The following is a 25,719-nucleotide window of genomic DNA, read 5'->3' as shown; positions in this document are numbered from 1 at the left end:
GTGCTGCGAAGCGCCGCGCGGGCGGCGCTCGATCTGCGAGGCAGCGCAAAACTCAAGTCATGCCCCCCGGGCCTCAGCTACTACGCCCGATCGGGTAAAACTCACCCTGGCTCCACACCCCAAGCCACTCCTCACCGTCGATCTCACGCGGCACCGCCAGCTCCACCAACTGGTAGAACACATTGCGATGAATCAGCGCTTCAAGGTTGCTGCGCATCAGCACATACGGCGATGGCTCCTGCGTCACCGGGTCGATCACCACGCGCAGCGGGTTGGCCGGCCCGGCCTCGACCTGGTCCTCGACATTGCTGGTGAAACGCAGCACCTGCTGCTCACCCTCCCCCGCCACGTCCAGCGCCACCGCTACGAACGGCGCATCATCAACGCGGATGCCCACCTTCTCCACCGGAGTAATCAGGAAGTAGTCATCGCCATCGCGGCGGATGATGGTGGAAAACAGCCGCACCATCGGCTTGCGGCCAATCGGCGTACCCAGGTAGTACCAGGTGCCATCACGGGCGATGCGCATATCGATGTCACCGCAGAAGTCCGGGTTCCACAGATGCACCGGCGGCAGGCCCTTGGCCTTGGGGATCTGCGCCAGAAGATCATTGGCCTTGCCGGAATCGCTCATCACGCTTGCCTCACTCACTCACACCCAGAAGGCTACGAGCGTACTCGCGCATCGGCGCGCCAAGCAAATCCTCCGGGGTGTTATCGTGGAACGTCAACAAACCGCCACGGCTCTTGATACGCGCTGTGTCGATCAGGTAGCGGGTGCTGGTTTCGATCAGCATCATCTGCACCACACCGGTGTCCCAGCCCAGGCGGTCGACCGCCTGTTCGTCATACCACTCGTCGCCATTGCCGATTCGGTCGTCGGTACGGGCAAAGCGGGTGTACAGCACGTAGTCGGCCCCCACCGAACGCGCCTGGGCGATGGCCTCTTCCAGACCCAGCGGGCCCTGGGCGCGACGCACCAGCGGGAAATACTCGACAAAACTCTTGAAGGCCTGCTCGGCCACCACGTTCTGCCGTGGCACCGGCCCCTTGCCCGGTGGCACGAACGCACCCTGGCCGATGAAGATGAACGAATCGGGCTGCAGGCGGATCGACAGGGTGCGACGGGTATCGCTGTGGTCCAGCAGACCGGCATCGCTCATGTGATAACGAACGCCCTCGCCCATGTCGCTGACATTCATGCAACCGCCCAGCGCCATCAGCGCCAGCAGCAAAACCAGGCTACGCATCTTTCCTCCAGTGGCCGGCGACGAAAAACCGGCGAATAGCCGGCGGATGCAGCTTTTGCGCCAGCTTCAGCCACCGATCACCTTCATCACCATCACACCACCGGAAAACGCCAGGTCCTGCTTGTCTGCCAAGGCCTTCACCAGCAAGCGCTGCAGGGCCGGCAGCGCCTGATGACGCGGCTTTTCCAGCAGGTCGCCGACGAAATGGCGATTGCCCGACGACAGGCAGCCATGCAGCCAGCCCGTAGAGGACAGGCGCAGCCGCGAGCAGGTGCGGCAGAACGGTACGCTTTCGTTGGCGATCACGCCGAAGTGGCCTTTGCCAGGGATCTGATAACGCAAGGCGGTGGCGTCCAGCGGCGCGTCGACCTGGGCATAGGCATGCTTGTCAGCGATCAGTGCGAGCAACTGGTCGAGGCCGACGAACTGTTGCAGGAAGGCGTTGTGGTCACGGGCCAGGTGGCCCATGCGCATGAGTTCGATGAAGCGCAGTTCGAAGCCGCGCTCAAGGCAGTAATCCAGCAGTGGCAGCACCTGCTCGAGGTTGTGCCCGCGCATCGGCACCATGTTCACCTTGATTTGCATGCCCAGGGCACTGGCCTGCTCCATACCCGCCAGCACACTGGCCAGATCGCCACCCCGGGCAATGCGGCGGAAGGCCTGCGGGTCGAGGGTATCGAGGGAAACGTTCAGCCGGCGGATACCGGCCGCCTGCAACTGGGGCAGCTTGCGCGCCAGCAGCTGGCCATTGGTGGTCAGCGAGATATCCTCAAGGTCGAGCTTGGCCACGGCAGCCAGGAAGGCATCCAGGCGCGGGCTGACCAATGGCTCACCGCCGGTGATGCGCAAGCGCTCGATGCCGGCGGCTTCGATCAGGTAGGCCACGCCACGGGCCAGGGCATCCGCCGGCAGCTCGTCCTGCGCTGCCACCAGGCGCTTGCCGTCTGGTACGCAGTAGGTGCAGGCATAATTACAGGCAGCCGTCAGGCTGACGCGCAGGTTGCGAAAACGCCTGCCTTGACGATCGACGATCATGAATGACTCCGGCATGGATGATGAGGGCTGGCAAAACCTGACTCATAAATCAGGTTTTTGCAAGCCCCCAAGAGATCTGCCGAATTTTGTATGAGACCGCCAAACCATTTGGGTTGCGCTATCGCCCGGAAAACTCAACCTGTAAGCGCAACGCGGCTCCTGTGGGAGCGGGCGTGCCCGCGAAGAATTCAACGCGGTGGCTGGCACCGGCTGTGCCGGTGTTCGCGGGCACGCCCGCTCCCACAGGGCCGTGCAAACTTAATGAGCTGATCTCAGTTCGAAGGTTCGGGATCGCGCTTGCGCTTGTTGCCCATGCGCACGCCAATGTCCATCAGGAACTGGAAGAAGCCTTCCTGATCCTCCAGCACATTGCTCCAGAACGGCGAGTGGTACAGCGCCACGGCACCGTGCACCAGCGCCCAGGCGGCGCAATAGTGGAAGTACGGCGGCACGTCTTCGAGCTTGCCTTCGCTGATACGGCCCTTGATCAACTGGGTCAGGCGGTCGAAGTTGGAGGCACGAATGCTGTGCAACTGCTCGACCATTTCCGGCACCTGGTTGCCCTTGACCACCTTTTCTTCCAGGCGGTCGAACAGCCGGTAACGCTGCGGGTCGCGCATGCGGAACTCGAAGTAGGCTCGCGACAGGGCTTCCTTGTCGCGGTCGACGTCGGCCGAATGCAACAGCGCGTTCAGGTCACGCTCGTAGTCGAGCATCAGGCGCAGGTAGATCTCCGCCTTGGACTTGAAGTGCTTGTAGATCGTGCCTTTGCCGATGCCCACGGCGTCAGCGATCATCTCGACGGTGACGCTGTCTTCACCCTGTTCGAGAAACAGCTTGAGCGCGGTGTCGAGGATTTCCTGTTCGCGGCGGCGAAACTCACGGACCTTACGAGGTTCTTTCTGCATAGGAAGGACTGGATGACAATCGAAGCGGTTTATTATGCCTAACTTGCGGGAAATTGCACGGATCATCCACGCATGTCTGTGTTTCACGATGCATACGGCCATGCGCTGCGGGAGGAATGAAACGTCGGCGTATTCCAAATCTGTTTAAAAAACGACCAATATGCACTGGCACTGCGCCAAACCTGACCAATACTTGAAGTGTTGGCGCGGCGCATCCCCCCCAAGTGGCGCGCCGATAAAGGTGCTCAGGGACCGCGTACCTTTGTTTTACTCCTAATGGTCTTAACCCGGATTCCCCCCCCAGAACCCGGGTTTTTTTTGGGTGTTTCGAGGGGTGGTCATTGGGGGGCAGGATTTTTGGGATTACGTGTGGGCTGCCGGGCGCTGAAGATGTTGTGACAGGCACCTGGTAGCCCTCGCACACCCGCCCCCCTTCGAGTCAGCTCACCCGCGCCAACGGGAACAAGCGCTTGAAGTTGGCAGTGGTCTGTTCGGCCAACTGCTCATAACTGGCCCCGCGCAACGAAGCGACGTACTCCGCCACCTCACGCACGTACTGTGGCAAATTCGGCTTGCCCCGGTGCGGAATCGGCGCCAGATACGGCGAATCCGTCTCCACCAGCAACCGATCTACCGGTACCTGCCGCGCCACTTCACGCAGGGCATCGGCATTGCGGAAGGTAACGATGCCAGACAACGAAATGTAATACCCCAGGTCAAGCGCCGCCTTGGCCATGTCCCAGTCTTCGGTGAAGCAGTGCAGCACGCCAGCCTGCGGCAGGTTGGCCTCGCGCAGCAGCGCCAAGGTATCGGCACGCGCCGCACGGGTGTGCACGATCACCGGCTTGCCGGTCTGTCGCGAGGCCTCCAGATGCAGGCGGAACGACGCCTGCTGCAGCTCGGCAGCCTCCGGCTCGTAGTGGTAATCCAGCCCGGTTTCACCAATGGCCACCACATGTGGGTGAGCCAGTTCGCGCAGCAGCCATTCCAGCGCCGGCGTTTCGCCCGGCGCCAGGTCCAGCGGGTGTACGCCCACCGAGCAATCGACATCGGCGTACCGCTCGCTCAGCGCCTTCACCGCGCCAGCATTCTCGGCACTGACGCCAATACACAGAAAATGCCCGACCCCGCGCTCACGCGCCGCCTGCAGGGCAGCATCAAGGGAGCCCTGATGGGCGCTCAGGTCAAGACGGTCGAGGTGGCAATGGGAATCTACGAGCATGGGATAACAACACACATGAAAAATGGGAAATCAGCGGGCGCCCGGCAGTTGCAGCCAATGGGCCAGCAACGATTCAAGCAACAACGCACGGTTGAGGTTGGCCTTGCCCAGCACCTTCTGGCGCTGTTCCAGTATCCACGCCTGCACCTCCAGCACCTTGGCCTGGCGGCTCTTCTGCGCCAGGTACTGCACCACCTTGCGCATATCGGCCAAGCCTAGCCCCTCCTCGTCCTGGGTCAATTGGTAGCGCAGGATCAGGTGCGCCCAATCGCAGAACCAGTCGAACAGCAGCAACAGCGGCACACCGCTCCAGGCATCGGCGAGCTGGCTGGGCGATTGCTGCTGCTTGAGCAGCTTCTTCACCCCGTCGGTGACCAGCGCGCGCTGCTCGCGCACGCCTTGCGCCTGCAGGCTCACGGCCATCAGCGGCGAACCGGCCGCCAGGGTCAGCAACTCGTCGCGCTCGGCCTCGTCACTGTCGGGCAGCGCGCCGGCCAGCCAGGCCTGGCTCTGGGCCAGGCTGGGCTGCGGGCAGGCCACCTGCTGGCAACGGCTCTTGATGGTCGGCAACAGGCGGCTGGGCTGGTGGGTGACCAGCAGCAACACGGTATCGCCAGAGGGCTCCTCGAGGCTCTTGAGCAGGGCGTTGGAGGCGTTGACGTTCATCGCCTCCACCGGCTCGATCAGCACCACCTTGCGCCCACCCAGCTGCGCAGTCTGCACCACGAAGGCCACCAGCTCGCGCACCTGGTCGACCTTGATCGGCTTGTCGGCTTCTTCGGGCTCGAGGACAAAGTTGTCCGGGTGGCTGCCGGCCTTGAGCAGCAAGCAGGATTTGCACTCGCCACAGGCCTCCAGGCCGTGTGGGTGCTGGCACAGCAGGCGGGCCATCAGGCGCTCGGCCAGGGCACGCTTGCCAATACCCTGCGGCCCATGCAGCAGGTAGGCGTGAGCGTGCTGGCTACGGCCGGCCAGTTGCTGCCAGAGGGCCTCCTGCCAAGGATAGGCCTCAGCCACGGCAACGCTCCACGATGCCTGGCAGCAGCGCATCGATGGCACGCTGCACGGCTTCCAGAGGCTGGGCGGCATCGAGCAGGCTATAGCGCTGCGGTTCCCGCCCGGCGCGTTGCAGGTAGGCCTGGCGCACCGCTTCGAAGAACCCCTGGCCTTCCTGCTCGAAACGGTCCAGGCGGCCACGGGCGGCGGCACGGGCCAGGCCCACCTCGACCGGCAGGTCGAAGACCAGGGTCAAGTCCGGGCGCAGGTCGCCCTGGACGAATTGCTCCAGAGTAGCGATACGCTCTACTGGCAAACCGCGCCCGCCCCCCTGATAGGCGTATGTGGCATCGGTAAATCTGTCACACAAAACGACAGCCCCGCGGGCCAGCGCCGGACGAATCACCTGGGCCAGGTGCTGTGCACGCGCAGCAAACACCAGCAGCAACTCGGTGTCGGCCGCCATGCTTTCGTCGCTGGGCGCCAACAGCAGCTCACGCACCTTTTCGGCCAGCGGCGTACCGCCGGGTTCACGGGTGAGCACCACGTCCAGCCCCTGCTCACGCAGGCGTGCAGCCAGGTAGTCGCGGTTGGTGCTCTTGCCCGCGCCTTCGGGGCCTTCCAAAGTAATAAACAAGCCGCTCACGGGCAGTCCTTAATGTTGTTCGTCAGGCATCGGCCGTTCGGCCGCTTGCGCGCCGCCGGCAGGGGCGTCCTGCACAGGCGGCTGATCGGGTGCCGGCTGCGCAGTAGAGTCGTCCTCAGGCGCCTCGGGCTGTTCGGCCTCGCCGGCACCCGGCTGTGGCTCTGGCTGCGATTGCGGCGCAGGGCTGGAGCGGTAGTCCGCACGGCGCTTGAGCTGGAACTCGCGCACCGCCGAGTTGTGGTCGTCGAGGTCGTCGGAAAACACATGGCTGCCATCGCCACGGGCGACGAAGTACAGGCTGGTGCCATCGGACGGGTTGAGCGCCGCGTGAATCGCCTCGCGGCCGACCATGGCAATCGGGGTCGGCGGCAGGCCGGTGATGGTGTAGGTGTTGTACGGCGTCGGCTCGCGCAGGTCGGCGCGGGTGATCTTGCCATTGTAGCGCTCACCCATGCCGTAGATCACCGTCGGGTCGGTCTGCAGCATCATGCCCAGGCGCAGGCGCCGTACGAAAACCCCGGCGATCTGCCCGCGCTCCTGGGGAATGCCGGTTTCCTTCTCCACCAGCGAGGCCATGATCAGCGCCTGGTACGGGTCACGGTATGGCAGGTCGGTGGTGCGCTCGGCCCACTCCTTGGCCAGCACTTCATCCAGGCGCATATAGGCCTGCTGCAGCAACTCGACATCGCTCATGCCGCGCACGAAGCGGTAGGTGTCCGGGAAGAAGCGCCCCTCGGGGAACACGCCGGTATGGCCGAGCTTGTCCATGACTTCCGCGTCGGACAGGCCGTCCAGGGTGTGCTTGATCTTTTCATGCTTGGCCACAGCCGAGCGCACCTGGCGGAAGGTCCAGCCTTCGACCAGGGTCAGGTTGTACTGCACCACATCAGCCCGACGCCAGGCATCGAACAGCTGCTCCACGGTCATGCCGGGGGTCAGGCGGTACTCGCCGGTGTGCAGGGGCGTGCCGGCCATGTTGAAGCGCCAGTACAGGCGCAACCAGACGGCGTCGTCGAGCAACCCTTCGTTCTGCATGCGATAGAACATGCGGTTGGGGGTGGTGCCATTGGGCACGTCGAGCAGGCGCTCCTGCGTGACGTGCAGGGGCTGCTCCAGGACCGAGTTGACCTTCCAGGCCGACCAGCCCACAGCCAGGCCGGCGAGGATCAAGCCCATTTCCAGCAGCAGCAGGAATTTACGTCTCACGAATTCAGGTTTCCAGTAACGTACGGGCAACGGCCTGCAGTTTACGGGTGAGCGGGCCCGGCGACCAGTTTAGCGCGGCAACGCCACGCACAGGCCAGACACCGTAGACGCTATTGCAAACAAATACTTCATCTGCCTGCTCCAGCGCGTCGAACGGCAAGTCGCAGACCTGCACCGGGATGCCTTGCAGCGCTGCCTGTTCCAGCAACGCAGCCCGCATCACGCCAGCGACACCACAGCGGCTGAGATCGGCCGTGAGCAGTACGCCATCGCGCACCAGGAACAGATTGCTGTACACCCCTTCGATCACCCTGCCCTGCACGTCACGCATCAGGCCTTCGGCATGTTCGCTGTCCTGCCATTCGGCACGGGCCAGTACCTGCTCCAGGCGGTTGAGATGTTTGAGGCCAGCCAGCAGCGGTTGTTCCCCAAGCCGGGTCTGGCACGGGAACAAGCGCACGCCGCGTTCGGCATGTTCGACAGGATAGCTGGGCAACGGGCTGCCCTGCAGGATACGTCGCGGCGCGACACCGGCAACCGGGGCGTAACCGCGCTGGCTGTCGCCACGGGTAATGATGAGTTTGGCCACACCATCACCGAGCTGGCTGGCATAGCGCAGGAGTTCGTCGCGCACCAGCGCCAGGTCGGCGCTGATCGCCAGGCGCTGGCAACCCAGCGCCAGGCGTGCAAGATGGCCGTCCAGCAAGCTGGCCCGGCCGCCGCGCACGGCGATGGTCTCGAACAGGCCATCGCCGTAGGCCAGGCCGCGGTTCTGCAGGTTGACTGCAGCCGCCGGCTGGCCATCGATCCAGCTGTGCATCAACCGGCGAACCGGCGGAATACCAGCGAACCGTTGGTGCCGCCAAAGCCGAACGAGTTGGACAGGACCACATCGATCGGCATGCTGCGCGCCTGGTGCGGCACGAAGTCGAGGTCGCAGCCTTCGTCCGGCTCGTCCAGGTTGATGGTGGGCGGAGCCATCTGGCTGTTGATCGCCAGCACGCTGAAGATCGCTTCCACGGCACCGGCGGCGCCCAGCAGGTGGCCAGTCATCGACTTGGTCGAGCTGACCGCCAGCTTGTAGGCATGCTCACCGAACACGCGCTTGATCGCCGCCACTTCGGCCACGTCGCCCGCCGGGGTCGAGGTGCCGTGGGCGTTGATGTAGCTGACCTCTTCCGGCTGGATGCCGGCATCGCGCAGGGCGTTGGCCATGCAGCGGGCAGCGCCTTCACCGGTGTCGGGTGGCGAAGTCATGTGGTAGGCGTCGCCGCTCATGCCAAAGCCGACCAGCTCGGCATAGATGGTCGCGCCGCGTGCCTGGGCATGCTCCAGCTCTTCGAGCACCAGGGCACCGGCACCGTCGGACAGCACGAAGCCGTCACGGCCCTTGTCCCATGGGCGGCTTGCCCGGCTTGGCTCGTCGTTGCGGGTGGACAGTGCACGCGAGGCACCGAAACCGCCCATGCCGAGGCCGCAGGCGGCCATTTCGGCGCCGCCGGCGATCATCACGTCGGCTTCACCGTAAGCGATGTTGCGCGCAGCCATGCCGATGCAATGGGTGCCCGTGGTGCAGGCAGTGGCAATGGCGTAGTTCGGCCCTTGCAACCCCAGGTGGATCGACAGGAAGCCGGAGATCATGTTGATGATCGAGCCTGGCACGAAGAACGGCGAAATACGACGCGGCCCCGAATCGTGCAGGGTGCGGCTGGTTTCTTCGATGTTGGTCAGGCCACCGATACCCGAGCCCATGGCCACACCAATACGCTGGCGGTTGGCGTCGGTGACTTCCAGGCCGGCATTACGCACCGCCTGGAACCCTGCCGCCAGGCCGTACTGGATGAACAGATCGAGCTTGCGGGCCTCTTTGGCCGACAGGTATTGCTCGACCTCGAAGCCTTTCACCGAGCCGCCAAAACGGGTGGAGTAGGCAGACAGGTCCGTGTGTTCGATCGGACCGATGCCACTGCGGCCAGCCAGAATGCCCTGCCAGGTGCTCGGTACATCGGTACCCAGTGGCGACAGCATACCCATACCGGTGACCACGACGCGTCTACGCGACACAGTACTCTCCTTTTTCTAATCACAGAGTTTCTTGCCATTGCATTACAAGCAATGGAATGAAATGGCAACAAGCTCTTGGTGCTCGCTGAACGAGGCCGACCTGCAAAACGCAGGGCGCTCGCAAAGAAAAAACCGCACGCCGGCAAAGGCAGTGCGGTTTTTCCCGACAAGAAGCGTCGACTAGAGCGTCTTAGGCCTGGTGGCTTTTGACGTAGTCTACAGCAGCTTGAACGGTAGTGATCTTCTCGGCTTCTTCGTCAGGGATTTCGGTCTCGAATTCCTCTTCCAGAGCCATCACCAGCTCAACGGTGTCAAGCGAATCGGCACCCAGGTCATCGACGAAGGACTTCTCGAGAGTCACTTCCTCTTCCTTGACGCCCAGTTGCTCGGCGACGATTTTCTTGACGCGTTCTTCGATGGTGCTCATACCTAGTTTTCACTCCTAATGGACATATGTCAGGCAGCTGGCCGGTGGCTAATTTTATAGAAAGACGTTCGCTTTTCAAGCTAAACGCACCTTCATACCAGTCACCCCACCCGCTGCCTGGAATCTGGTTGCAGCTTTATAACGGATTTTAGGCTCGCAGTATGACTCTTTTTTTACGAAATCCGTCACATTGAGTTGCAGTGTTACATGTACATCCCGCCGTTGACCGGCACGGTGGCGCCGGTAACGTAGGCTGCGCCGTCGGATGCCAGGAACGAAACCACCTTGGCAATTTCGTCGGCCTGGCCCAGGCGGCCCAGCGGGATCTGGGTCTGCAGGGCTTCGCGCTGCGCTTCCGGCAGCTCGCGGGTCATGTCGGTGTCGATGAAGCCCGGGGTCACCGAGTTGACGGTGATGCCGCGCGAGCCCACTTCACGCGCCAGGGCGCGGCTGAAGCCTTCCAGGCCGGCCTTGGCGGCCGCATAGTTGGCCTGGCCGGCGTTGCCCATGGCACCGACGACCGAGCCGATGCTGATGATACGACCCCAACGTGCCTTGGTCATGCCGCGCAGCACGCCCTTGGACAGACGGTAGAGGCTGTTCAGGTTGGTATCGATCACGTCGAACCACTCGTCGTCCTTCATGCGCAGCATGAGGTTGTCGCGGGTGATACCGGCGTTGTTGACCAGGATGGCCGGTGCGCCGAACTGCTCGCCAATGGCGGCCAGTACAGCTTCAACCGATTCGGCGCTGGTCACGTTCAGCTCCATGCCAGTACCGGCAATGCCGTGCTCCTTCAGGGTGGCAGCAATGCGCTCGGCGCCGGAAGCCGAAGTGGCGGTGCCGATCACGGTCGCGCCCTGGCGGCCCAGCTCGAGGGCGATAGCCTGGCCAATGCCACGGCTGGCGCCGGTGACCAGTGCAACTTTACCTTGCAGGCTCATGCAAGCTTCTCCAAATCAGGCCAGTGCCGCGCGGGTGGCGGCAACGGCGTCAGGGGTATTGAGGTTGTAGGTGGTCACGCCGTCGGCGCAACGCTTGTTCAGGCCGGCCAGGACCTTGCCCGGGCCGCACTCGACCAGGTTTACCGCACCGTTTGCGGCCAGAGTCTGCACGCATTCGACCCAGCGCACTGGCTGGTACAGCTGTGCCAGCAGGTCGTGCTTGAGGGCGCCGAGATCAGCGGCAACGGCAGCGGTGACGTTCTGCACCACAGGAATTTGCGGGGCCTGCCATTCGATGGCGTTGACCGCCTCGGCAAAGCGCTCGGCAGCCGGCTTCATCAGCGCGCAGTGCGACGGCACGCTGACCGCCAGCGGCAGGGCGCGCTTGGCCCCCTTGGCCTTGCACAGCTCGATGGCGCGATCGACGGCAGCCTTGTTGCCAGCGATGACCACCTGACCTGGCGAATTGAAGTTGACTGCGCTGACCACCTGGTCTTCAGCTGCTTCGGCGCAGATTTCCACGACCACGGCGTCGTCCAGGCCGAGAATGGCAGCCATGGCGCCATGGCCGGCCGGCACGGCTTCCTGCATCAGCTGGCCACGGCGCTCGACCAGGCGCACGGCATCTTTCAGGCTCAGGCTGCCAGCGGCAACCAGGGCACTGTACTCACCCAGGCTGTGACCAGAGACGAAGGCCGGCCTGGCACCGCCCTCTTCCAGCCACAGGCGCCACAGCGCGATGGACGCGGTGAGGATGGCCGGCTGGGTCTTGTCGGTCTGGTTGAGTTGCTCTTCCGGGCCTTCCTGGACCAGCTTCCACAGGTCGTAACCGAGTGCCTCGGACGCTTCCTTGAAGGTTTCGATGATCACTGGCTTCTCGGCGCCGAGCTCGGCGAGCATGCCCAGCGACTGGGAACCTTGACCGGGAAAGACGAATGCGAGAGATGCAGACATTGAACAAGCCCTTATGATCTTGTCGTCGGATAGGGTACGCCAGGCCCTGGGCCAGGCGCGGAATCTGAAAGCTTGGATGGATACGCAGACCAAGCGGTCACATTTAAGCACTTCATCAGCGATATGCCTAAGGTCTTTGTTCCTTCAGTGACGGCCCTTTCGCGGGTTTACCCGCGAAGGTGTCGGCACAGGCTACAACAGCAAATCCTCCAGCCGCCCATGCAAGCGCTGCGGCAGGTTTTCCTGGATCTCGATCAACGCCCGCTGGATGGCGCTCTGGAAGCCCTGCACCCCCGCCGAGCCATGGCTCTTGATGACGATGCCCTGCAACCCCAGGAAGCTCGCGCCATTGTGCCGCGCCGGTGCCAGGTCGGCCTGCAGGCGCTTGAGCAGTGGCATGGCCACGGCACCGGCTGCCCGCGACAACACGCCACCCTTGAACAACTGCTCGATGCGCGCGCCGATCATCGTCGCCAGCCCTTCGCTGGACTTGAGCAGGATGTTGCCGACGAACCCGTCGCACACCACCACATCGGCTTCGCCGCGATACAACCCGTCACCTTCGACGAAGCCTATGTAGTTGAGCCCGCGGGCGTTCTGCAACAGGCTGGCCGCCAGCTTGACCTGCTGGTTGCCCTTGATGTCTTCAGTACCGATGTTCAATAGCGCCACGCGCGGCCGCTGCACACCCAGGGCCTGGGCGGCCACCGAGCCCATCACGGCGAACTGATAGAGGTTTTCTGCGCTGCAGTCGACATTGGCGCCCAGGTCGAGCAACTGGCAGTAGCCGGTCTGGGTGGGGATCGCCGCCACCATCGCCGGCCGGTCGATACCCGGCAGCGTCTTGAGCACGAAACGCGACAGCGCCATCAGCGCTCCGGTATTGCCGGCACTGACGCAGGCCTGGGCCTTGCCGTCGCGCACCAGTTCGAGGGCGATGCGCATCGACGAGTCCGGCTTGCCGCGCAGCGCCTGGGATGGCCGCTCGTCCATGCCGACCACCTCGCTGGCGGCCACGATTTGCAGGCGCGCGCGATCCGCAGCCGCAAGGCCGCTGACAAGATCTTCAAGGAGGGAGGGTTGACCGACGAGGGTCAGGTGCAGCGAGGGGGTAGCCGAAAGGCAGGCAATGCTAGCCTGGACAATGCTGCGGGGACCGAAGTCCCCGCCCATTGCGTCGATCGCGATGATCTGAGCGGACAAGGATTACTCGTCAGCGCCCTTGTCGACCACTTTGCGACCACGGTATACGCCTTCTGGCGAAACGTGGTGACGCAGGTGTACTTCACCGGTGGTTTTCTCTACCGACAGCGCGTTTTCCGACAGGGCGTCGTGCGAACGGCGCATGTCACGGGCAGAGCGGGATTTTTTGTTCTGCTGAACAGCCATAATTGATTAACTCCTAAACGTTTGGGTCACGCTTTAACTGCGCCAAAACACTGAACGGGTTGGACCGCGATACCTCGTCCTTGCTCGATTCGGGCTCGTCTGCGCCCGCCGGCTGCTGGCATTCTTCCGGATGGTGAGCAGGCACGATTGGCAAGGCAAGCAAAAGCTCTTCCTCGACCAATGCCTGCAGATCCAAAGGATCTTCGCCCAGTTCCAGCACGTCATAGCCTTTCGGCAACGACTGGGTATTCGCACCCTCCTTCACCACGGCGTATGTACATTCGCTGTGGATCGGCAGGGTGACCAGCTCAAGACAACGCTGGCAAACCATCTTGACTTCGACGTCCAGTTCGCTGTGGATAACCACCACGTGCTGTTCATCTCGTTCAAAATCGAACTTCGCCTGCACCGTACCGACATTGTCGGAAAGCGGGTCGCAGAGTCTTTCCAAATCAGCGAGTTGCAGCGAACCGTTAAGGGTTACGCCACGATCGGCTAATTTGCGCGGGTCAACGTGAGGTGGAATCGGGTCATTCAACATAGGCGCAGCATTCTAGGGATGCCCCCCGTCCCTGTCAAAGGAAATTCGGCGGCATCGTGCGTGATAGAATTTGTTCAACCGATTCAGGAGTCTACCATGCTTCCTCTGTTACTGGCTTCCAGCTCTGCCTATCGCCGCGAACTGCTCGCGCGCCTGCGCCTGCCCTTCACCTGGGCAAGCCCCGACATAGACGAGCGGCGCCTGGATGACGAACCGGCGGTGGAGCTGGTACGCCGGCTGGCCAGGCAAAAAGCCGAGGCCCTGGCGGGCAGCCACCCCGGGCACCTGATCATCGGTTCGGACCAGGTGGCGGTACTGGGCGAGCAGGTACTGGGCAAGCCACATACCTTCGAGCGGGCCTGCGAGCAGCTGCTGGAGTGCAGCGGGCAGCAGGTGAGCTTCCTGACCGGGCTGGCATTGCTGAACAGCGCCACCGGGCACTGCCAGGTGGACTGCGTGCCGTTTACCGTGACCCTGCGCGAACTGGACCGGGAGCGGGTGGAGCGCTATGTAGCGGCGGAACAGCCGCTGGACTGCGCCGGGAGTTTCAAGGCGGAGGGGCTGGGGGTGAGCTTGTTCCAGAGCACACACGGGTGCGATGCGACCAGCCTGATTGGGCTGCCGTTGATTCGGCTGGTGGATATGTTGACCAAGGAAGGAGTGGTGATTCCATAACCCGCCTTGAGATTTTTAGCGCCTGCGAGATCGAGCGCCGCGCGGGCGGCGCTCGATCTCACAAACACAGCAAAACGGGCGACGAACCCTCAGCGCAACTGCGGCCCCTGGAACCCCATCCACATCGCCAGGCGCTCAGCCACGCTGGCCCCCACTCGCTTGGAGAAGCGATCGAGCGCCGATTCCTGCACGGTGAAGTCCACCAGCTCCTTCTCGCCCACGATCTCACGCGCCACATAGCTGGCACTGCCCAGTCCATCCACCAGTCCCAACTCCTTGGCCTGCTCACCCGACCAGACCAGACCACTGAACAGCTCCGGGTGCTCCTTGTCCTTCAGGCGCTCGCCCCGCCCCTGTTTGACCATGGCAATGAACTGCTGGTGCGTGGTATTCAGCACGCCCTGCCAGAATTCGGTCTCTTCCGGCTTTTGCGGCGAGAACGGATCGAGGAAGGCCTTGTGCTCGCCTGCGGTGTAGGTCCGCCGCTCCACACCCAGTTTCTCCATGGTGCCGACAAAGCCATAACCGGCCGCCGTCACACCAATCGAGCCCACCAGGCTGGCCTTGTCGGCATAGATTTCGTCCGCCGCACTGGCGATGTAGTAGGCGCCGGAAGCGCCGAGATCGGCGATGACCGCATACAGCTTGATGGCCGGGTATTCGGCCCGCAGACGGCGGATTTCGTCATACACGTAGCCCGATTGCACCGGGCTGCCTCCCGGGCTGTTGATGCGCATTACCACAGCCTTGGTCTTGCTGTCCTTGAACGCCTCGCGCAGGCTCTTGACGATATTGTCGGCGCTGGCAGGCTCCTGGTCGGCGATCATCCCGCGCACCTCGACCAGCGCGGTATGGCTGACACTGCGCGACGCTGTCTTGTCCATGTCCATCAGCGGCGTGAACAAGGCCAGGATGCCGAACAGGTAGACGAAGGTCAGCGACTTGAAGAAGATCCCCCAGCGTCGCGCCCGGCGCTGCTCCTGAACGCCTGCCAGCAGGGTCTTTTCCAGCAGCTTCCAGCTCTTGCGCTCTTCGCGCTCTTCGGGCTCGGCCTCGGGGGCTTTCCATTCGTCTGCCATGCTTACCTACCTTGGAAATGGAATTGCGGAACCACCCAGCCACTCACGCAACTGGGAAAAATGATCGATGCACACCTGCGGACCAAACTCGGCCAGCGCCTGTAGCGACATGGCACCATAGCCCACGGCCACCGAATGCATGCCAGCATTGCTGGCCATCTGCAGGTCGAATGCCGAATCGCCAACCATCAGTGCACGCCCCGGCTCGACAGCGCAATGACCGAGGATTTCCTCGAGCATCAGCGGGTGCGGCTTGCCGCGGGTCTCGTCGGCGGCGCGAGTGATGTCGAAGAACCGCTCCCAGCCATTGGCCTTGAGCACCCGGTCCAGCCCGCGACGCGCCTTGCCGGTGGCCACCGCCAGACGGTAACCCTCGGCACGGAAGGCGTCCAGCGACTCGACCACACCCTCGAACAGCGGCGAGGGCTGCTGGTCCAGAGCCATGTAGATATCGGCATAGTGCTGACGAAAGCTTTCGACCTGCGCAGGCGCAAGATGCGGGTACAGGGTGTGGATCGCCTCGCCCAGGGCCAGGCCGATGATGCCCTTGACCGCGTCCTCGCTGCTCTGCGCCTCACCCGCACGTTCGGCGGCAGCGTTCATGGCCTCGACGATACGCCCGATCGAGTCGGCCAGGGTGCCGTCCCAATCGAAGATCAGTAGCTCATAGCCTTTTTTCATAGATCAGGACGCACTCAGACGTTCAACGGTTTTCGCCCAGACTTCATCCACCGGCGCCTCGAGCTTCAGCTCGCCACCGTCCGGCAGCGGTACGGTCAGCGCGTAGGCATGCAGGAACAGGCGCTTGCCACCCAACTCGCGAATTTCGCGGCTGAAGTCTTCGTCGCCGTACTTGCTGTCGCCAGCGATCATATGCCCGGCATGCAGGGTATGCACGCGGATCTGATGGGTACGGCCGGTGATCGGGCGCGCCTCGACAATGGTGGCGAACTCGCCGAAGCGGCGCAGCACGCGGAACAGGGTCAGCGCCTCCTTGCCCTCGTCGTTCACCTCGACCATGCGCTCGCCGGAGCGCAGGTTGCTCTTGAGCAATGGCGCACTGACCTGCTTCTTCGAGGTCGGCCAGTGACCGCGCACCAGCGCCATGTAGCGCTTGTCGACACCATCACCACGCAGCGCCGCGTGCAGGTGGCGCAGCATGCTGCGCTTCTTGGCGATCATCAGCAGGCCGGAGGTGTCGCGGTCCAGGCGGTGCACCAGTTCCAGCTCCTTGGCGTCCGGGCGCAACTGGCGCAGTGCCTCGATCACGCCGAAGCTCAGGCCGCTGCCACCATGCACGGCGATGCCGGCCGGCTTGTTCATCACGATCAGCGCCTTGTCTTCGTAGACGATGGCCGCCTCCAGACGCTGCAGCAGGCCCTGGGCCACCGGCGCCGGCTCGTCACGTTCCGGCAGGCGGACGGGCGGTACCCGCACGATATCGCCGGCCTGGATCTTGTACTCTGGCTTGACGCGCCCCTTGTTGACCCGTACTTCACCCTTGCGCAGGATGCGGTAGACCAAGGTCTTGGGCACGCCCTTGAGGGCCGTGATAAGGAAATTGTCGATGCGTTGGCCGGCAAGCTCCGGCGCGACTTCGATCAGCTGAACGCCGGAAGTCGGAGGGGTATTGGTCGTCATGGCGGGATCATAACAATTTTTTATGGAATTGAAGCACTTAATCATTGCTGCTATAGTCGCGAACGCCGCCAAAAGCGGCAGGCCAGCGGCACCAGGCTTCCAGCCGGCCCCTGACCAACGCAATTCTCCAGGACGCGAGGCCGTCCTACGGGGTTTTCGCCAGTTTACCGAATTGCCTGGAATCGCCACCAGCGCTGTGTAGAGAAGACCGAAAAAAAACGACAAGTGCGGTGTTTCACCTGCTTACCCGATTCTTTTCGCTGCACCTCTGCCCGCCCCGTCGCTTCCACGCAACGCCCGGCGAATGCTTCGGAAATACCTGCCTTGGACATGAATGGCGCCAGCGCAGAACCTGCGTTGGCGAAAAATGCAACCCGTTGCGGATTCAGCGCGCGGCAGCACCCGAATTATCAGGGATACGTGCAGGGTGGAGATGCACAGCCCTCGGACCGTGTAGCACCGCGTCCGGCCCACCAGCCCACTGACGGCTGGCGAGCGGATAAGGTCCTGAACAGATGCCCCCGGGCGTCCACGGCTGACGGTTGATTCCTCCTCCTGACTGAGTGCACAAGGCCCGCTTGGTTGATTCGGATTCCAATTCGAAGCCACCGGGGCCTTGTTGGCACCGCAGCAAACAGGACGCGTCGTCGCGACAACGGCAGGCTGGGCAACCGGCTGGTGCCGAACGTTGCTCGACACGGGGGTGGCCCGGCCACCCTTTGCGCACCTTGGCACCGACCATGAGACGTCGTGTGTGCCGAACGCCGTTTCCGGCAGCCCGGAAACCGACGGTACAACATGAAAAGAATGCTGATTAACGCGACTCAACCCGAAGAGTTGCGTGTAGCCCTGGTGGACGGCCAACGTCTCTACGACCTGGACATCGAGTCCGGCGCGCGTGAGCAGAAAAAGGCCAACATCTACAAAGGCAAGATCACCCGCATCGAACCCAGCCTCGAAGCCGCCTTCGTCGACTTCGGTTCCGAACGTCACGGCTTCCTGCCGCTGAAAGAGATCTCCCGCGAATACTTCAAGAAAACCCCCGAAGGGCGGGTCAACATCAAGGAAGTACTGAGCGAAGGCCAGGAAGTCATCGTCCAGGTCGAGAAGGAAGAGCGTGGCAACAAAGGCGCCGCCCTCACCACCTTCATCAGCCTGGCCGGCCGCTACCTGGTGCTGATGCCGAACAACCCGCGCGCTGGTGGCATCTCCCGCCGCATCGAAGGCGAAGAGCGCAACGAACTGCGTGAAGCCCTGAACGGCCTGACCGTGCCGGGCGACATGGGCCTGATCGTGCGCACTGCCGGCCTTGGCCGCAGCAGCGAAGAAATGCAGTGGGACCTCGACTACCTGCTGCAACTGTGGACCGCCATCAAGGAAGCGTCCCAGGACCGCGCCGCACCATTCCTGATCTACCAGGAAAGCAACGTCATCATCCGCGCCATCCGCGACTACCTGCGCCAGGACATCGGTGAAGTGCTGATCGACAGCATCGATGCCCAGGAAGAAGCCCTGACCTTCATCCGCCAGGTGATGCCGCAGTACGCCAGCAAGGTGAAGCTGTACGAAGACAGCGTGCCGCTGTTCAACCGCTTCCAGATCGAAAGCCAGATCGAAACCGCCTTCCAGCGCGTGGTCGACCTGCCGTCCGGCGGCTCGATCGTGATCGACCCGACCGAAGCCCTGGTGTCCATCGACATCAACTCGGCGCGCGCCACCAAAGGCAGCGACATCGAAGAAACCGCCCTGCAGACCAACCTGGAAGCGGCCGAGGAAATCGCCCGCCAGCTGCGCCTGCGTGACATCGGCGGCCTGATCGTCATCGACTTCATCGACATGACCCCGGCGAAAAACCAGCGCGCCGTTGAAGAACGTGTTCGCGAGTGCCTGGAAGCCGACCGCGCCCGCGTCCAGGTCGGCCGCATCTCGCGCTTCGGCCTGCTGGAAATGTCCCGCCAGCGCCTGCGCCCGTCGCTGGGCGAAAGCAGCGGCATCGTCTGCCCACGCTGCTCCGGCACCGGCATTATCCGTGACGTCGAATCGCTGTCGCTGGCCATCCTGCGCCTGATCGAAGAAGAAGCCCTGAAGGACCGCACCGCCGAAGTTCGCGCCCAGGTGCCAATCCCGGTGGCTGCCTTCCTGCTCAACGAGAAGCGCAATTCGATCACCAAGATCGAACTGCGCACCCGTGCGCGCATCATCATCCTGCCGAACGATCACCTGGAAACCCCGCACTTCGAAGTCCAGCGCCTGCGCGACGACAACCCGGAAGTGCTGAGCAACCAGTCCAGCTACGAGATCGCCGCCGCCGAAACCGAAGAAGCGCCGCAGCCGACTGCCACCCGCACCCTGGTACGTCAGGAGGCCGCGGTCAAGACCGCCCCGGCCCGCGCCAACGCGCCGGTACCAGCCGCTGTTGAAGAGCCGCAGCCTGCCGCCCCGGTCGCGCCTGCCCCGGTCGCTCCGGAGCCAAGCCTGTTCAAGGGCCTGGTGAAGTCGCTGGTAAGCCTGTTCGCCGCCAAGGAAGAGCCTGCTGCCGCGCCGGTTGTCACCGCCGCCGAGAAACCGGCCGCCGAGCGCAGCCCACGCAACGAAGAACGCCGCAACGGCCGCCAACAGACCCGCAACCGCAACGGCCGCCGCGACGAAGAACGCAAGCCACGCGAAGAGCGTGCCGAGCGCGCGCCGCGCGAAGAGCGCCAGCCACGTGAGGAACGTGCACCGCGCGAAGAGCGTGCGCCACGTGAAGAACGCGCCCCACGCGAAGAGCGTGCACCGCGTGAAGAACGTGCACCACGCCAGCCACGCGAAGACCGCCGCGGCAACCGTGGCGAAGAGCGCGTGCGCGAACTGCGTGAGCCACTGGACGCCACCCCGGCCGAGCGTGAAGAGCGCCAGCCGCGCGAGGAACGTGTAGCCCGTGAAGAACGTGCTCCACGCGAAGAACGCGCACCGCGTGAAGAACGCGCACCTCGCGAAGAGCGTGCTCCACGTGAAGAACGTGCTCCACGTGAAGAGCGCGCACCTCGTGAGGAACGTGCCCCCCGTGAAGAGCGTGCTCCACGCGAAGAACGCGCCCCACGCCCACCACGCGAGGAGCGTCAGCCACGCGTAGCCGAAGAAGCCGCCGAGCAGGCTGCCGAACTGGCCGAAGAGCAACTGCCGAACGAAGAAGTGCTGCAGGACGAACAGGAAGGCACCGATGGCGAGCGCCCGCGCCGCCGCTCCCGTGGCCAGCGTCGTCGCAGCAACCGTCGTGAGCGTCAGCGCAACGCCAATGGCGAACTGATCGACGGCAGCGAAGAAGAAGGCGGCGAAGAGCAGCCACAACCGCACCAGGCCACCGAACTGGGTGCCGAACTGGCCGCTGGCCTGGCCGTGACTGCCGCTGTCGCCAGCAGCAACATCAGTGCCGACGCCGAAGCCCAGGCCAACCAGCAGGCCGAGCTTGCCACCGCCGAAGTCGCCCAGCCGGTCGAGCAGGCTGAGCAGGTCGAACAGGTCGAAGCTGCCGCCAAGGCTGAAGAAGTGGCCGTGGCCCCGGTGGTCGAGCAGCCGATCAGCGAGCCGGTGGCCATGGTCGAGGCAACTGCCGAGCCGGTGGTCGAAGTCGCTCCACAGCCAGTGGTTGAGGCGGCACCTGCTGCCGAGCCGGCGGTGGTTGCCGAAGCATCGGTAGAAGCACCTGCCGTCGAGGCCGGTGAAATCGAACAGGCCCCGGTCGTGGTCGAAGCTGCTCCGGTTGCCGAGCAACCTGCCCCGGTTGTCGAAGCCCAGCCAGAAGTGGTGGCCGAGCCTGCCCCAGTGGTCGTCGAGCCTGCACCGGTCGAAGCCCCTGCGGCGGTGGAGCCTGCCACTGTCATGCTGGCCAACGGCCGCGCGCCGAACGACCCGCGTGAAGTGCGTCGCCGCAAGCGCGAGGCCGAGGCTGCCGCCAAGGCCGCGCAGGAAGCTGCTGCAGCCGCCGAGGAGCCAGCCCTGGAAGCCGCCGATGAGCACAAGCCTCACCACGGTTGATAGCCAAGGCTGAATGAAAAAGCCCCGCCAGTGCGAACTGACGGGGCTTTTTCTTGGCTAGGCGTTTTGCCTGTACCGACCTCTTCGCGGGTAAACCCGCTCCCACAGGGACCTCACTGCCCTCAGGCCCTGTGAGGTCCCTGTGGGAGCGGCTTTAGCCGCGAAAGGGCCAGCCCAGGCAATGAATCAGTAGAGGTTAGGCTCCATCTCCAACTCGACCCCGAACCGCTCGAGGATATCGGCCTGGATCCGCCGTGCCAGCGCATGCATCTGCGCCCCGCTCGCCTGGCCATAGTTGACCAGCACCAGCGACTGCAAACGATGCACTCCGGCATCCCCCTCGCGATGGCCCTTCCAGCCAGCCTGCTCGATCAACCAGCCCGCCGCCAGCTTCACCTGGCCATCGGCCTGGGGATAAGCCACCACCCCCGGGTATTGCGCACGAATACGCTCGACCTGTTCAGCCGATACCACCGGGTTCTTGAAGAAGCTCCCGGCATTACCCAGCTCAGCCGGGTCTGGCAGCTTCTCGCGGCGAATGCTGCAGATCGCCTCGCTGATCGCCTGCGCGGTCGGCTCGGTCACGCCCTGCTCTGCCAGGCGCTGGCGCACCGGGCCGTAGTCCAGGCGGGCCTGCAACGTGCGATGCAAGGCAAAGCGCACACGCAGGATCAACCAACGCCCGGGGTTGCGCTTGAACAGGCTGTCGCGATACCCGAAGGCACATTCCGCCAGGCCGAAGTCACGCAACTCGCCGGTCTCGCGGTCCAGGGCGGTCAGGCCGACGAACACATCCTTGATTTCCACCCCATAGGCGCCCACGTTCTGCATCGGCGCGGCGCCCACGGTGCCAGGGATCAGGCTGAGGTTCTCCAGCCCGCAATACCCCTGCGCCAGAGTCCACTGCACGAATGGGTGCCACGGCTCACCAGCCTCGGCCTCGACCACGATACGTTCGCCATCGTCGCTGAGCACGCGCCGGCCACGGCTGGCCATGTGCAGCACCAATGCGTCGATATCACCGGTCAGCAGCAAATTGCTACCGCCGCCAATCACCAGCACCGGCAAGCCGCGTTGCTGCGCCTGGCTCAATGCCTGGCGCACCTCCTGGTCATCGTGTGCCGGGCTGAAATAGCGCGCCTTCACATCGATGCCAAAGGTGTTGTACGGCTTGAGCGATACCAGCTCCTGCCACTGCACTGTCATAGCCGCCCCTTGATTTCCAGCACCAGCGCCTGGCACGCCGCTTCAACCAGGTCGAGCACCTGCTCGAAGCCGTCGGCCCCGCCGTAGTACGGGTCTGGTACTTCATCCAGCGCTGCGCCATAGCGGCGCAGGAACAGGTCGAGCTCCGCCACTGCCGTGTGCGGGCGCATCGCACGCAAGTGGCCGAGGTTGCTCTCGTCCATGGCCAGAATCAGGTCGTACTCGGCAAAATGCGCCGCCTTGACCTGCTGGGCGCGCTGCTGAGACAGGTCGTACCCGCGCGCCAGCGCAGCCTTGCAGGTGCGGCTGTCAGGCGCCTTGCCAACGTGCCAGTCGCCGGTGCCGGCCGAGGCCACATGTACCCGGTCGGCAAGCCCGGCAGCCTGCAATTGATGGCGCAGCACGCCTTCGGCGGTGGGCGAACGGCAGATGTTGCCAAGGCAGACGAACAGGACGCGCATCAGGCCTCCAGCAAGCGCCGCACGCGCTCCAGGTCTTCAGGGGTATCCACGCCCACGGCAGGCGCCTCGATGGCGTCTTCGACATGGATGCGCACGCCGTGCCACAGGGCACGCAACTGCTCCAGCGCTTCGGTCTGCTCGAGCCAGCACGGGCCCCAACTGACGAAGTCCTGCAGGAAGCCGACACGGTACGCGTACATGCCAATGTGCCGGCGATACGGCACGCCTTCTGGCAGCGCATTGCGGTCCTTGGCAAACGCATCGCGGGCCCAGGGCAGCGGCGCGCGACTGAAAGTCAGGGCCAGGCCGTTCTTGTCACTGACCACCTTGACCGCGTTGGGGTTGAATACGGTTTCCGGTTCGTGGACCGGCTCGGCCAGGGTGGCGATGCCGGCTTCCGGATGCGCGGCCAGATTGGCCGCCACCTGATCGATGATCACCGGCGGGATCAGCGGCTCGTCGCCCTGCACGTTGACCACGATGGCATCGGCCGGCAGGCCCAGGTGTGCGGCGACTTCGGCCAGACGGTCGGTGCCGGACTCATGGTCGGCGCGAGTCATCAGCACTTCGGCGCCGAAGGCCAGGCAGGCTTCGAGGATGCTGGCGTCGTCGGTGGCGATGACCACACGGCTGGCACCGCTCTTGCGCGCCTGTTCCCACACATGCTGCACCATCGGCTTGCCGGCGATCGGCAGCAATGGCTTGCCCGGCAGGCGCGTGGAGCGCAGGCGGGCGGGGATCACCACGGTGAAATCCAGGCTCATTTGTCCAGACGCTCTTCGTCGGTCAGGGTACGCGCCTCGCTTTCCAGCATGACCGGGATGCCATCGCGGATCGGGTAGGCCAGGCCCGCGCCCTTGCTGATCAGCTCGGTCTTGTCGGCACTGAGCTTGAGCGGGCCCTTGGTGATCGGGCAGGCCAGGATATCGAGCAGTTTGGTGTCCATTGGAGGCTTCCTTTAGGCCAGGTGGCCGGAAATTGAAAACAGGCTCAGGGCTTGCGCAGCAAGCGTTGCAACTGGTTGTCGAACCAGGCACTGAAAGCCGGCGTGGGCTGCGCCTCGACGGCCAGGTACCACCAGTCGTCAGCGGCGAAGGCCCGGCATTTCACCGCATCCTTCTCGGTCATGACCAACGGCAGCGGCGGGTTGAAGGCCAGGCTCTGGGCACTGAACTGCGCGTGGTCGGCAAAGGGATGCGGCACCGGCTGCCAGTTTAGCCCCAGCAGGGTATTGAAGAAACGTTGCGGGTTGCCGATACCGGCCACCGCGTGCAGGCGTTGGCCTGCGGGGAAGTGGTCAAGCGCGCGCCGCTCGCCACTGCGCAGGTTGACCAGGGCGGACGGCTGCAGGCGGAAGCCGAAGCCATCGGCGCGGTCTGCGCTGGCGCCGTTGAACAGCACCGCATCAGCCTCGTGCAGGCGCTCGGCCGGCTCACGCAACGGCCCCGCCGGCAGGCAGCGGCCATTGCCCAGGCCACGGGCGGCATCGATCAGCACCAGCTCCAGGTCGCGTGCCAGGCGGTAGTGCTGCATGCCGTCGTCACACAGGATCAGGTCGAGGGGTTCGCTGGCCAGCAGTGCCTGCACGGCGCGGGAGCGGTCGGGGTCGATCATCAGCGGCACGCCGGTGCGCTGCACGATCAGCAGTGGTTCGTCGCCGGCCTGCCCGGCCGCCTGATCGGCCCGCACGCGCCAGGGTAGCTGCGGCGGCCTGGCGCCATAGCCACGGCTGACCACGCCCACCTTCAGCCCCTGCTGCCGGCAGTGCTCGATCAGCCAAAGGATCATCGGCGTCTTGCCGGTACCACCCACGGTGATGTTACCCACCACGATGACCGGCACCGGGGCCCGGTAGCTGGCACTTTCGCCACTGAGAAAACGCGCCCGCTTGCGCGTGACCACACGGCGATACAGCGCCTCCAGCGGGCGCAGCAGCGCCAAGGCCGGGTGCCCGGCGTACCAGGCGGCGAGCAGACGGTCGACGAAGGCCATCAAGGCGTGCCCTGAGCCGCCTCGACGGTGGTCATGCGCAACTGGCTGAAACCGAGCTTGCCGGCGGCATCCATCGCGGTGACCACCGCCTGGTGCGGGGTCTTGCCGTCGGCACTGATGGCCAGCGGCAGCTTGTTGTCGCCGCCCGACTCACGCTCGATCGCTTCGCTCAGGGTAGCCAGGTCGCTCTTGGGCAGCAGGTGGTTGTTCACCGAGTACACGCCTTCGGCGCTGATGGTGATCTCCACCAGCTTGCCCTGGTCGGGTGGCGCCTGCTCGGCGCTGGCGGCTTCGGGCAGCTCGACGCGCAGTTGGGTCTCGCGGGTGAAGGTGGTAGTGACCACGAAGAACAGCAGCAGGACGAACACCACGTCAATCAGCGACGCCAGGTTGATGTCGACGTTTTCCCGCTGGCGATTGCGCCGGAACTTCACGCCTTGCCTCCGGCCACTTCCACTTCACGGTCACCCTGGATCACTTCCACCAGCTTGATCGCCTCCTGCTCCATGCCCACCACCAGCTCGTCGATGCGGCGCAGCAGGAAACGGTGGAAGAACACCGCCGGGATACCGACCATCAGGCCGGCCGCGGTGGTGACCAGGGCCTTGGAGATACCACCGGCCAGCACTGCGGCATTGGCGGTCATCTGCGAGCCCATGAAGGCGCTGAAGATGTCGATCATGCCCAGCACGGTGCCCAGCAGGCCCAGCAGCGGAGCCATGGCGGCGATGGTGCCGAGGGTGCTGATGTAGCGCTCCAGTTCGTGGATGACGCGTGACGCGGCCTCCTCGATGCATTCCTTCATGATTTCGCGGCCATGGCGCGAGTTGGCCAGGCCGGCGGCGAGGATTTCGCCCAGCGGCGAATCGGCGCGCAGGGCCTTGAGCTTGTCACTGGTCAGTTGCTTGTCCTTGATCCACATCCACACCTGGCCGAGCAGGTGCGGCGGGGTGACGCGGCTGGCGCGCAGGGTCCACAGGCGCTCGACGACGATAGCCATGGCAGCGATGGAGCTCAGAATGATCGGCAGCATCATCCAACCACCGGACTTGACCAATTCCCACAC

Annotated in this window: 28 protein-coding genes; 2 read left to right on the top strand and 26 right to left on the bottom strand. The window is 64.1% G+C overall.

The genetic code is table 11. From position 1 onward, the window contains the following. Positions 1-73: 73 nt before the first annotated feature. From A4C63_RS04945 to A4C63_RS25325, 16 genes are all read right to left on the bottom strand, one after another. Positions 74-634, bottom strand: coding sequence for a DUF1285 domain-containing protein (locus A4C63_RS04945; RefSeq protein ID WP_063911730.1), 561 nt, complete (start codon positions 632-634; stop codon positions 74-76). Between the two features lie 10 nt (positions 635-644). Next, entirely contained in the window at positions 645-1,250 is a 606-nt protein-coding gene (locus A4C63_RS04940; RefSeq protein WP_063911729.1) for a DUF4823 domain-containing protein, read from the bottom strand. 66 nt (positions 1,251-1,316) lie between these two features. Then, a complete protein-coding gene (locus tag A4C63_RS04935) occupies positions 1,317-2,285 on the bottom strand; it encodes a GTP 3',8-cyclase MoaA (RefSeq protein WP_063911728.1) in 969 nt (322 codons plus the stop codon). Positions 2,286-2,557: 272 nt separating this feature from the next. Then, positions 2,558-3,193 (bottom strand): TetR/AcrR family transcriptional regulator, encoded by a 636-nt coding sequence (locus A4C63_RS04930; protein WP_003260720.1) that lies wholly within the window; start codon positions 3,191-3,193, stop codon positions 2,558-2,560. A gap of 439 nt (positions 3,194-3,632) precedes the next feature. Next, complete coding sequence (locus A4C63_RS04925) at positions 3,633-4,415, bottom strand: TatD family hydrolase (protein WP_025338221.1); 783 nt, start codon at positions 4,413-4,415, stop codon at positions 3,633-3,635. Between the two features lie 30 nt (positions 4,416-4,445). Further along, positions 4,446-5,432 carry a DNA polymerase III subunit delta' gene (locus A4C63_RS04920; protein ID WP_063911727.1) on the bottom strand — a complete coding sequence of 329 codons (987 nt, stop codon included), beginning with the start codon at positions 5,430-5,432 and terminating at the stop codon, positions 4,446-4,448. Next, complete coding sequence (gene tmk / locus A4C63_RS04915; RefSeq protein WP_063911726.1) at positions 5,425-6,057, bottom strand: dTMP kinase; 633 nt, start codon at positions 6,055-6,057, stop codon at positions 5,425-5,427. The genes A4C63_RS04920 and tmk overlap by 8 nt, the downstream gene beginning before the upstream one ends. A 9-nt stretch (positions 6,058-6,066) precedes the next feature. Beyond that, positions 6,067-7,263 (bottom strand): endolytic transglycosylase MltG, encoded by a 1,197-nt coding sequence (mltG, locus tag A4C63_RS04910; protein ID WP_063911725.1) that lies wholly within the window; start codon positions 7,261-7,263, stop codon positions 6,067-6,069. A gap of 4 nt (positions 7,264-7,267) precedes the next feature. Next, entirely contained in the window at positions 7,268-8,083 is an 816-nt protein-coding gene (pabC, locus tag A4C63_RS04905; protein ID WP_063911724.1) for an aminodeoxychorismate lyase, read from the bottom strand. Next, on the bottom strand, positions 8,083-9,327 hold the full coding sequence (gene fabF / locus A4C63_RS04900) for a beta-ketoacyl-ACP synthase II (protein ID WP_063911723.1): 1,245 nt from the start codon (positions 9,325-9,327) through the stop codon (positions 8,083-8,085). Before fabF ends, pabC begins: the two co-directional genes overlap by 1 nt. A gap of 190 nt (positions 9,328-9,517) precedes the next feature. Continuing rightward, positions 9,518-9,754: an acyl carrier protein gene (gene acpP, locus A4C63_RS04895; protein WP_063911722.1), complete on the bottom strand. Its 237-nt coding sequence runs from the start codon at positions 9,752-9,754 to the stop codon at positions 9,518-9,520. A gap of 203 nt (positions 9,755-9,957) precedes the next feature. Then, a complete protein-coding gene (gene fabG, locus A4C63_RS04890; RefSeq protein WP_063911721.1) occupies positions 9,958-10,698 on the bottom strand; it encodes a 3-oxoacyl-ACP reductase FabG in 741 nt (246 codons plus the stop codon). A gap of 15 nt (positions 10,699-10,713) precedes the next feature. After that, the gene (gene fabD, locus A4C63_RS04885) at positions 10,714-11,652 is read right to left on the bottom strand and encodes an ACP S-malonyltransferase (protein WP_082888261.1); all 939 of its coding nucleotides are present in this window, start codon (positions 11,650-11,652) and stop codon (positions 10,714-10,716) included. 192 nt (positions 11,653-11,844) lie between these two features. After that, positions 11,845-12,855: a phosphate acyltransferase PlsX gene (gene plsX / locus A4C63_RS04880; RefSeq protein ID WP_075044133.1), complete on the bottom strand. Its 1,011-nt coding sequence runs from the start codon at positions 12,853-12,855 to the stop codon at positions 11,845-11,847. A 3-nt stretch (positions 12,856-12,858) separates the two neighbouring features. After that, a complete protein-coding gene (gene rpmF, locus A4C63_RS04875; RefSeq protein ID WP_003247154.1) occupies positions 12,859-13,041 on the bottom strand; it encodes a 50S ribosomal protein L32 in 183 nt (60 codons plus the stop codon). Between the two features lie 13 nt (positions 13,042-13,054). After that, the gene (locus A4C63_RS25325; protein WP_010952934.1) at positions 13,055-13,582 is read right to left on the bottom strand and encodes a YceD family protein; all 528 of its coding nucleotides are present in this window, start codon (positions 13,580-13,582) and stop codon (positions 13,055-13,057) included. Between the two features lie 96 nt (positions 13,583-13,678). Here A4C63_RS25325 and A4C63_RS04865 point away from each other — a divergent pair, with 96 nt between their 5' ends. Then, on the top strand, positions 13,679-14,257 hold the full coding sequence (locus tag A4C63_RS04865; protein ID WP_063911718.1) for a nucleoside triphosphate pyrophosphatase: 579 nt from the start codon (positions 13,679-13,681) through the stop codon (positions 14,255-14,257). A gap of 89 nt (positions 14,258-14,346) precedes the next feature. On the opposite strand, the gene sppA is transcribed toward A4C63_RS04865, so the two are convergent. From sppA to rluC, 3 genes are read right to left on the bottom strand one after another with little or no spacing between them, the layout of a single operon-like run. Further along, positions 14,347-15,336 (bottom strand): signal peptide peptidase SppA, encoded by a 990-nt coding sequence (gene sppA, locus A4C63_RS04860; protein WP_063911717.1) that lies wholly within the window; start codon positions 15,334-15,336, stop codon positions 14,347-14,349. Positions 15,337-15,342: 6 nt separating this feature from the next. Beyond that, positions 15,343-16,017, bottom strand: a complete 675-nt coding sequence (locus A4C63_RS04855; protein WP_063911716.1) for an HAD family hydrolase — start codon at positions 16,015-16,017, stop codon at positions 15,343-15,345. A gap of 3 nt (positions 16,018-16,020) precedes the next feature. After that, positions 16,021-16,977: a 23S rRNA pseudouridine(955/2504/2580) synthase RluC gene (gene rluC / locus A4C63_RS04850; protein ID WP_063911715.1), complete on the bottom strand. Its 957-nt coding sequence runs from the start codon at positions 16,975-16,977 to the stop codon at positions 16,021-16,023. Between the two features lie 798 nt (positions 16,978-17,775). Here rluC and rne point away from each other — a divergent pair. Further along, positions 17,776-20,994 (top strand): ribonuclease E, encoded by a 3,219-nt coding sequence (rne, locus tag A4C63_RS04845; protein ID WP_172827475.1) that lies wholly within the window; start codon positions 17,776-17,778, stop codon positions 20,992-20,994. 186 nt (positions 20,995-21,180) lie between these two features. On the opposite strand, the gene murB is transcribed toward rne, so the two are convergent. Genes murB through A4C63_RS04810 form a run of 7 tightly spaced genes read right to left on the bottom strand, consistent with a single transcriptional unit; the run spans position 21,181 to position 25,719 of the window. Continuing rightward, complete coding sequence (murB, locus tag A4C63_RS04840) at positions 21,181-22,200, bottom strand: UDP-N-acetylmuramate dehydrogenase (protein WP_063911713.1); 1,020 nt, start codon at positions 22,198-22,200, stop codon at positions 21,181-21,183. Beyond that, entirely contained in the window at positions 22,197-22,661 is a 465-nt protein-coding gene (locus A4C63_RS04835) for a low molecular weight protein-tyrosine-phosphatase (protein WP_063911712.1), read from the bottom strand. The genes murB and A4C63_RS04835 overlap by 4 nt, the downstream gene beginning before the upstream one ends. After that, positions 22,661-23,425: a 3-deoxy-manno-octulosonate cytidylyltransferase gene (gene kdsB, locus A4C63_RS04830; RefSeq protein WP_063911711.1), complete on the bottom strand. Its 765-nt coding sequence runs from the start codon at positions 23,423-23,425 to the stop codon at positions 22,661-22,663. Before kdsB ends, A4C63_RS04835 begins: the two co-directional genes overlap by 1 nt. Then, positions 23,422-23,607, bottom strand: coding sequence for a Trm112 family protein (locus tag A4C63_RS04825; protein ID WP_011532874.1), 186 nt, complete (start codon positions 23,605-23,607; stop codon positions 23,422-23,424). The genes kdsB and A4C63_RS04825 overlap by 4 nt, the downstream gene beginning before the upstream one ends. A 44-nt stretch (positions 23,608-23,651) precedes the next feature. Further along, on the bottom strand, positions 23,652-24,653 hold the full coding sequence (gene lpxK, locus A4C63_RS04820; RefSeq protein ID WP_063911710.1) for a tetraacyldisaccharide 4'-kinase: 1,002 nt from the start codon (positions 24,651-24,653) through the stop codon (positions 23,652-23,654). Further along, positions 24,653-25,087: a biopolymer transporter ExbD gene (locus A4C63_RS04815; RefSeq protein WP_046617071.1), complete on the bottom strand. Its 435-nt coding sequence runs from the start codon at positions 25,085-25,087 to the stop codon at positions 24,653-24,655. The genes lpxK and A4C63_RS04815 overlap by 1 nt, the downstream gene beginning before the upstream one ends. Further along, positions 25,084-25,719: a MotA/TolQ/ExbB proton channel family protein gene (locus A4C63_RS04810; RefSeq protein ID WP_016391244.1), complete on the bottom strand. Its 636-nt coding sequence runs from the start codon at positions 25,717-25,719 to the stop codon at positions 25,084-25,086. Before A4C63_RS04810 ends, A4C63_RS04815 begins: the two co-directional genes overlap by 4 nt.

Origin of the sequence: Pseudomonas sp. p21 (assembly GCF_001642705.1) — a bacterium.
GTDB lineage: Bacteria > Pseudomonadota > Gammaproteobacteria > Pseudomonadales > Pseudomonadaceae > Aquipseudomonas.
This window is presented reverse-complemented; position numbering and strand designations above follow the sequence as displayed.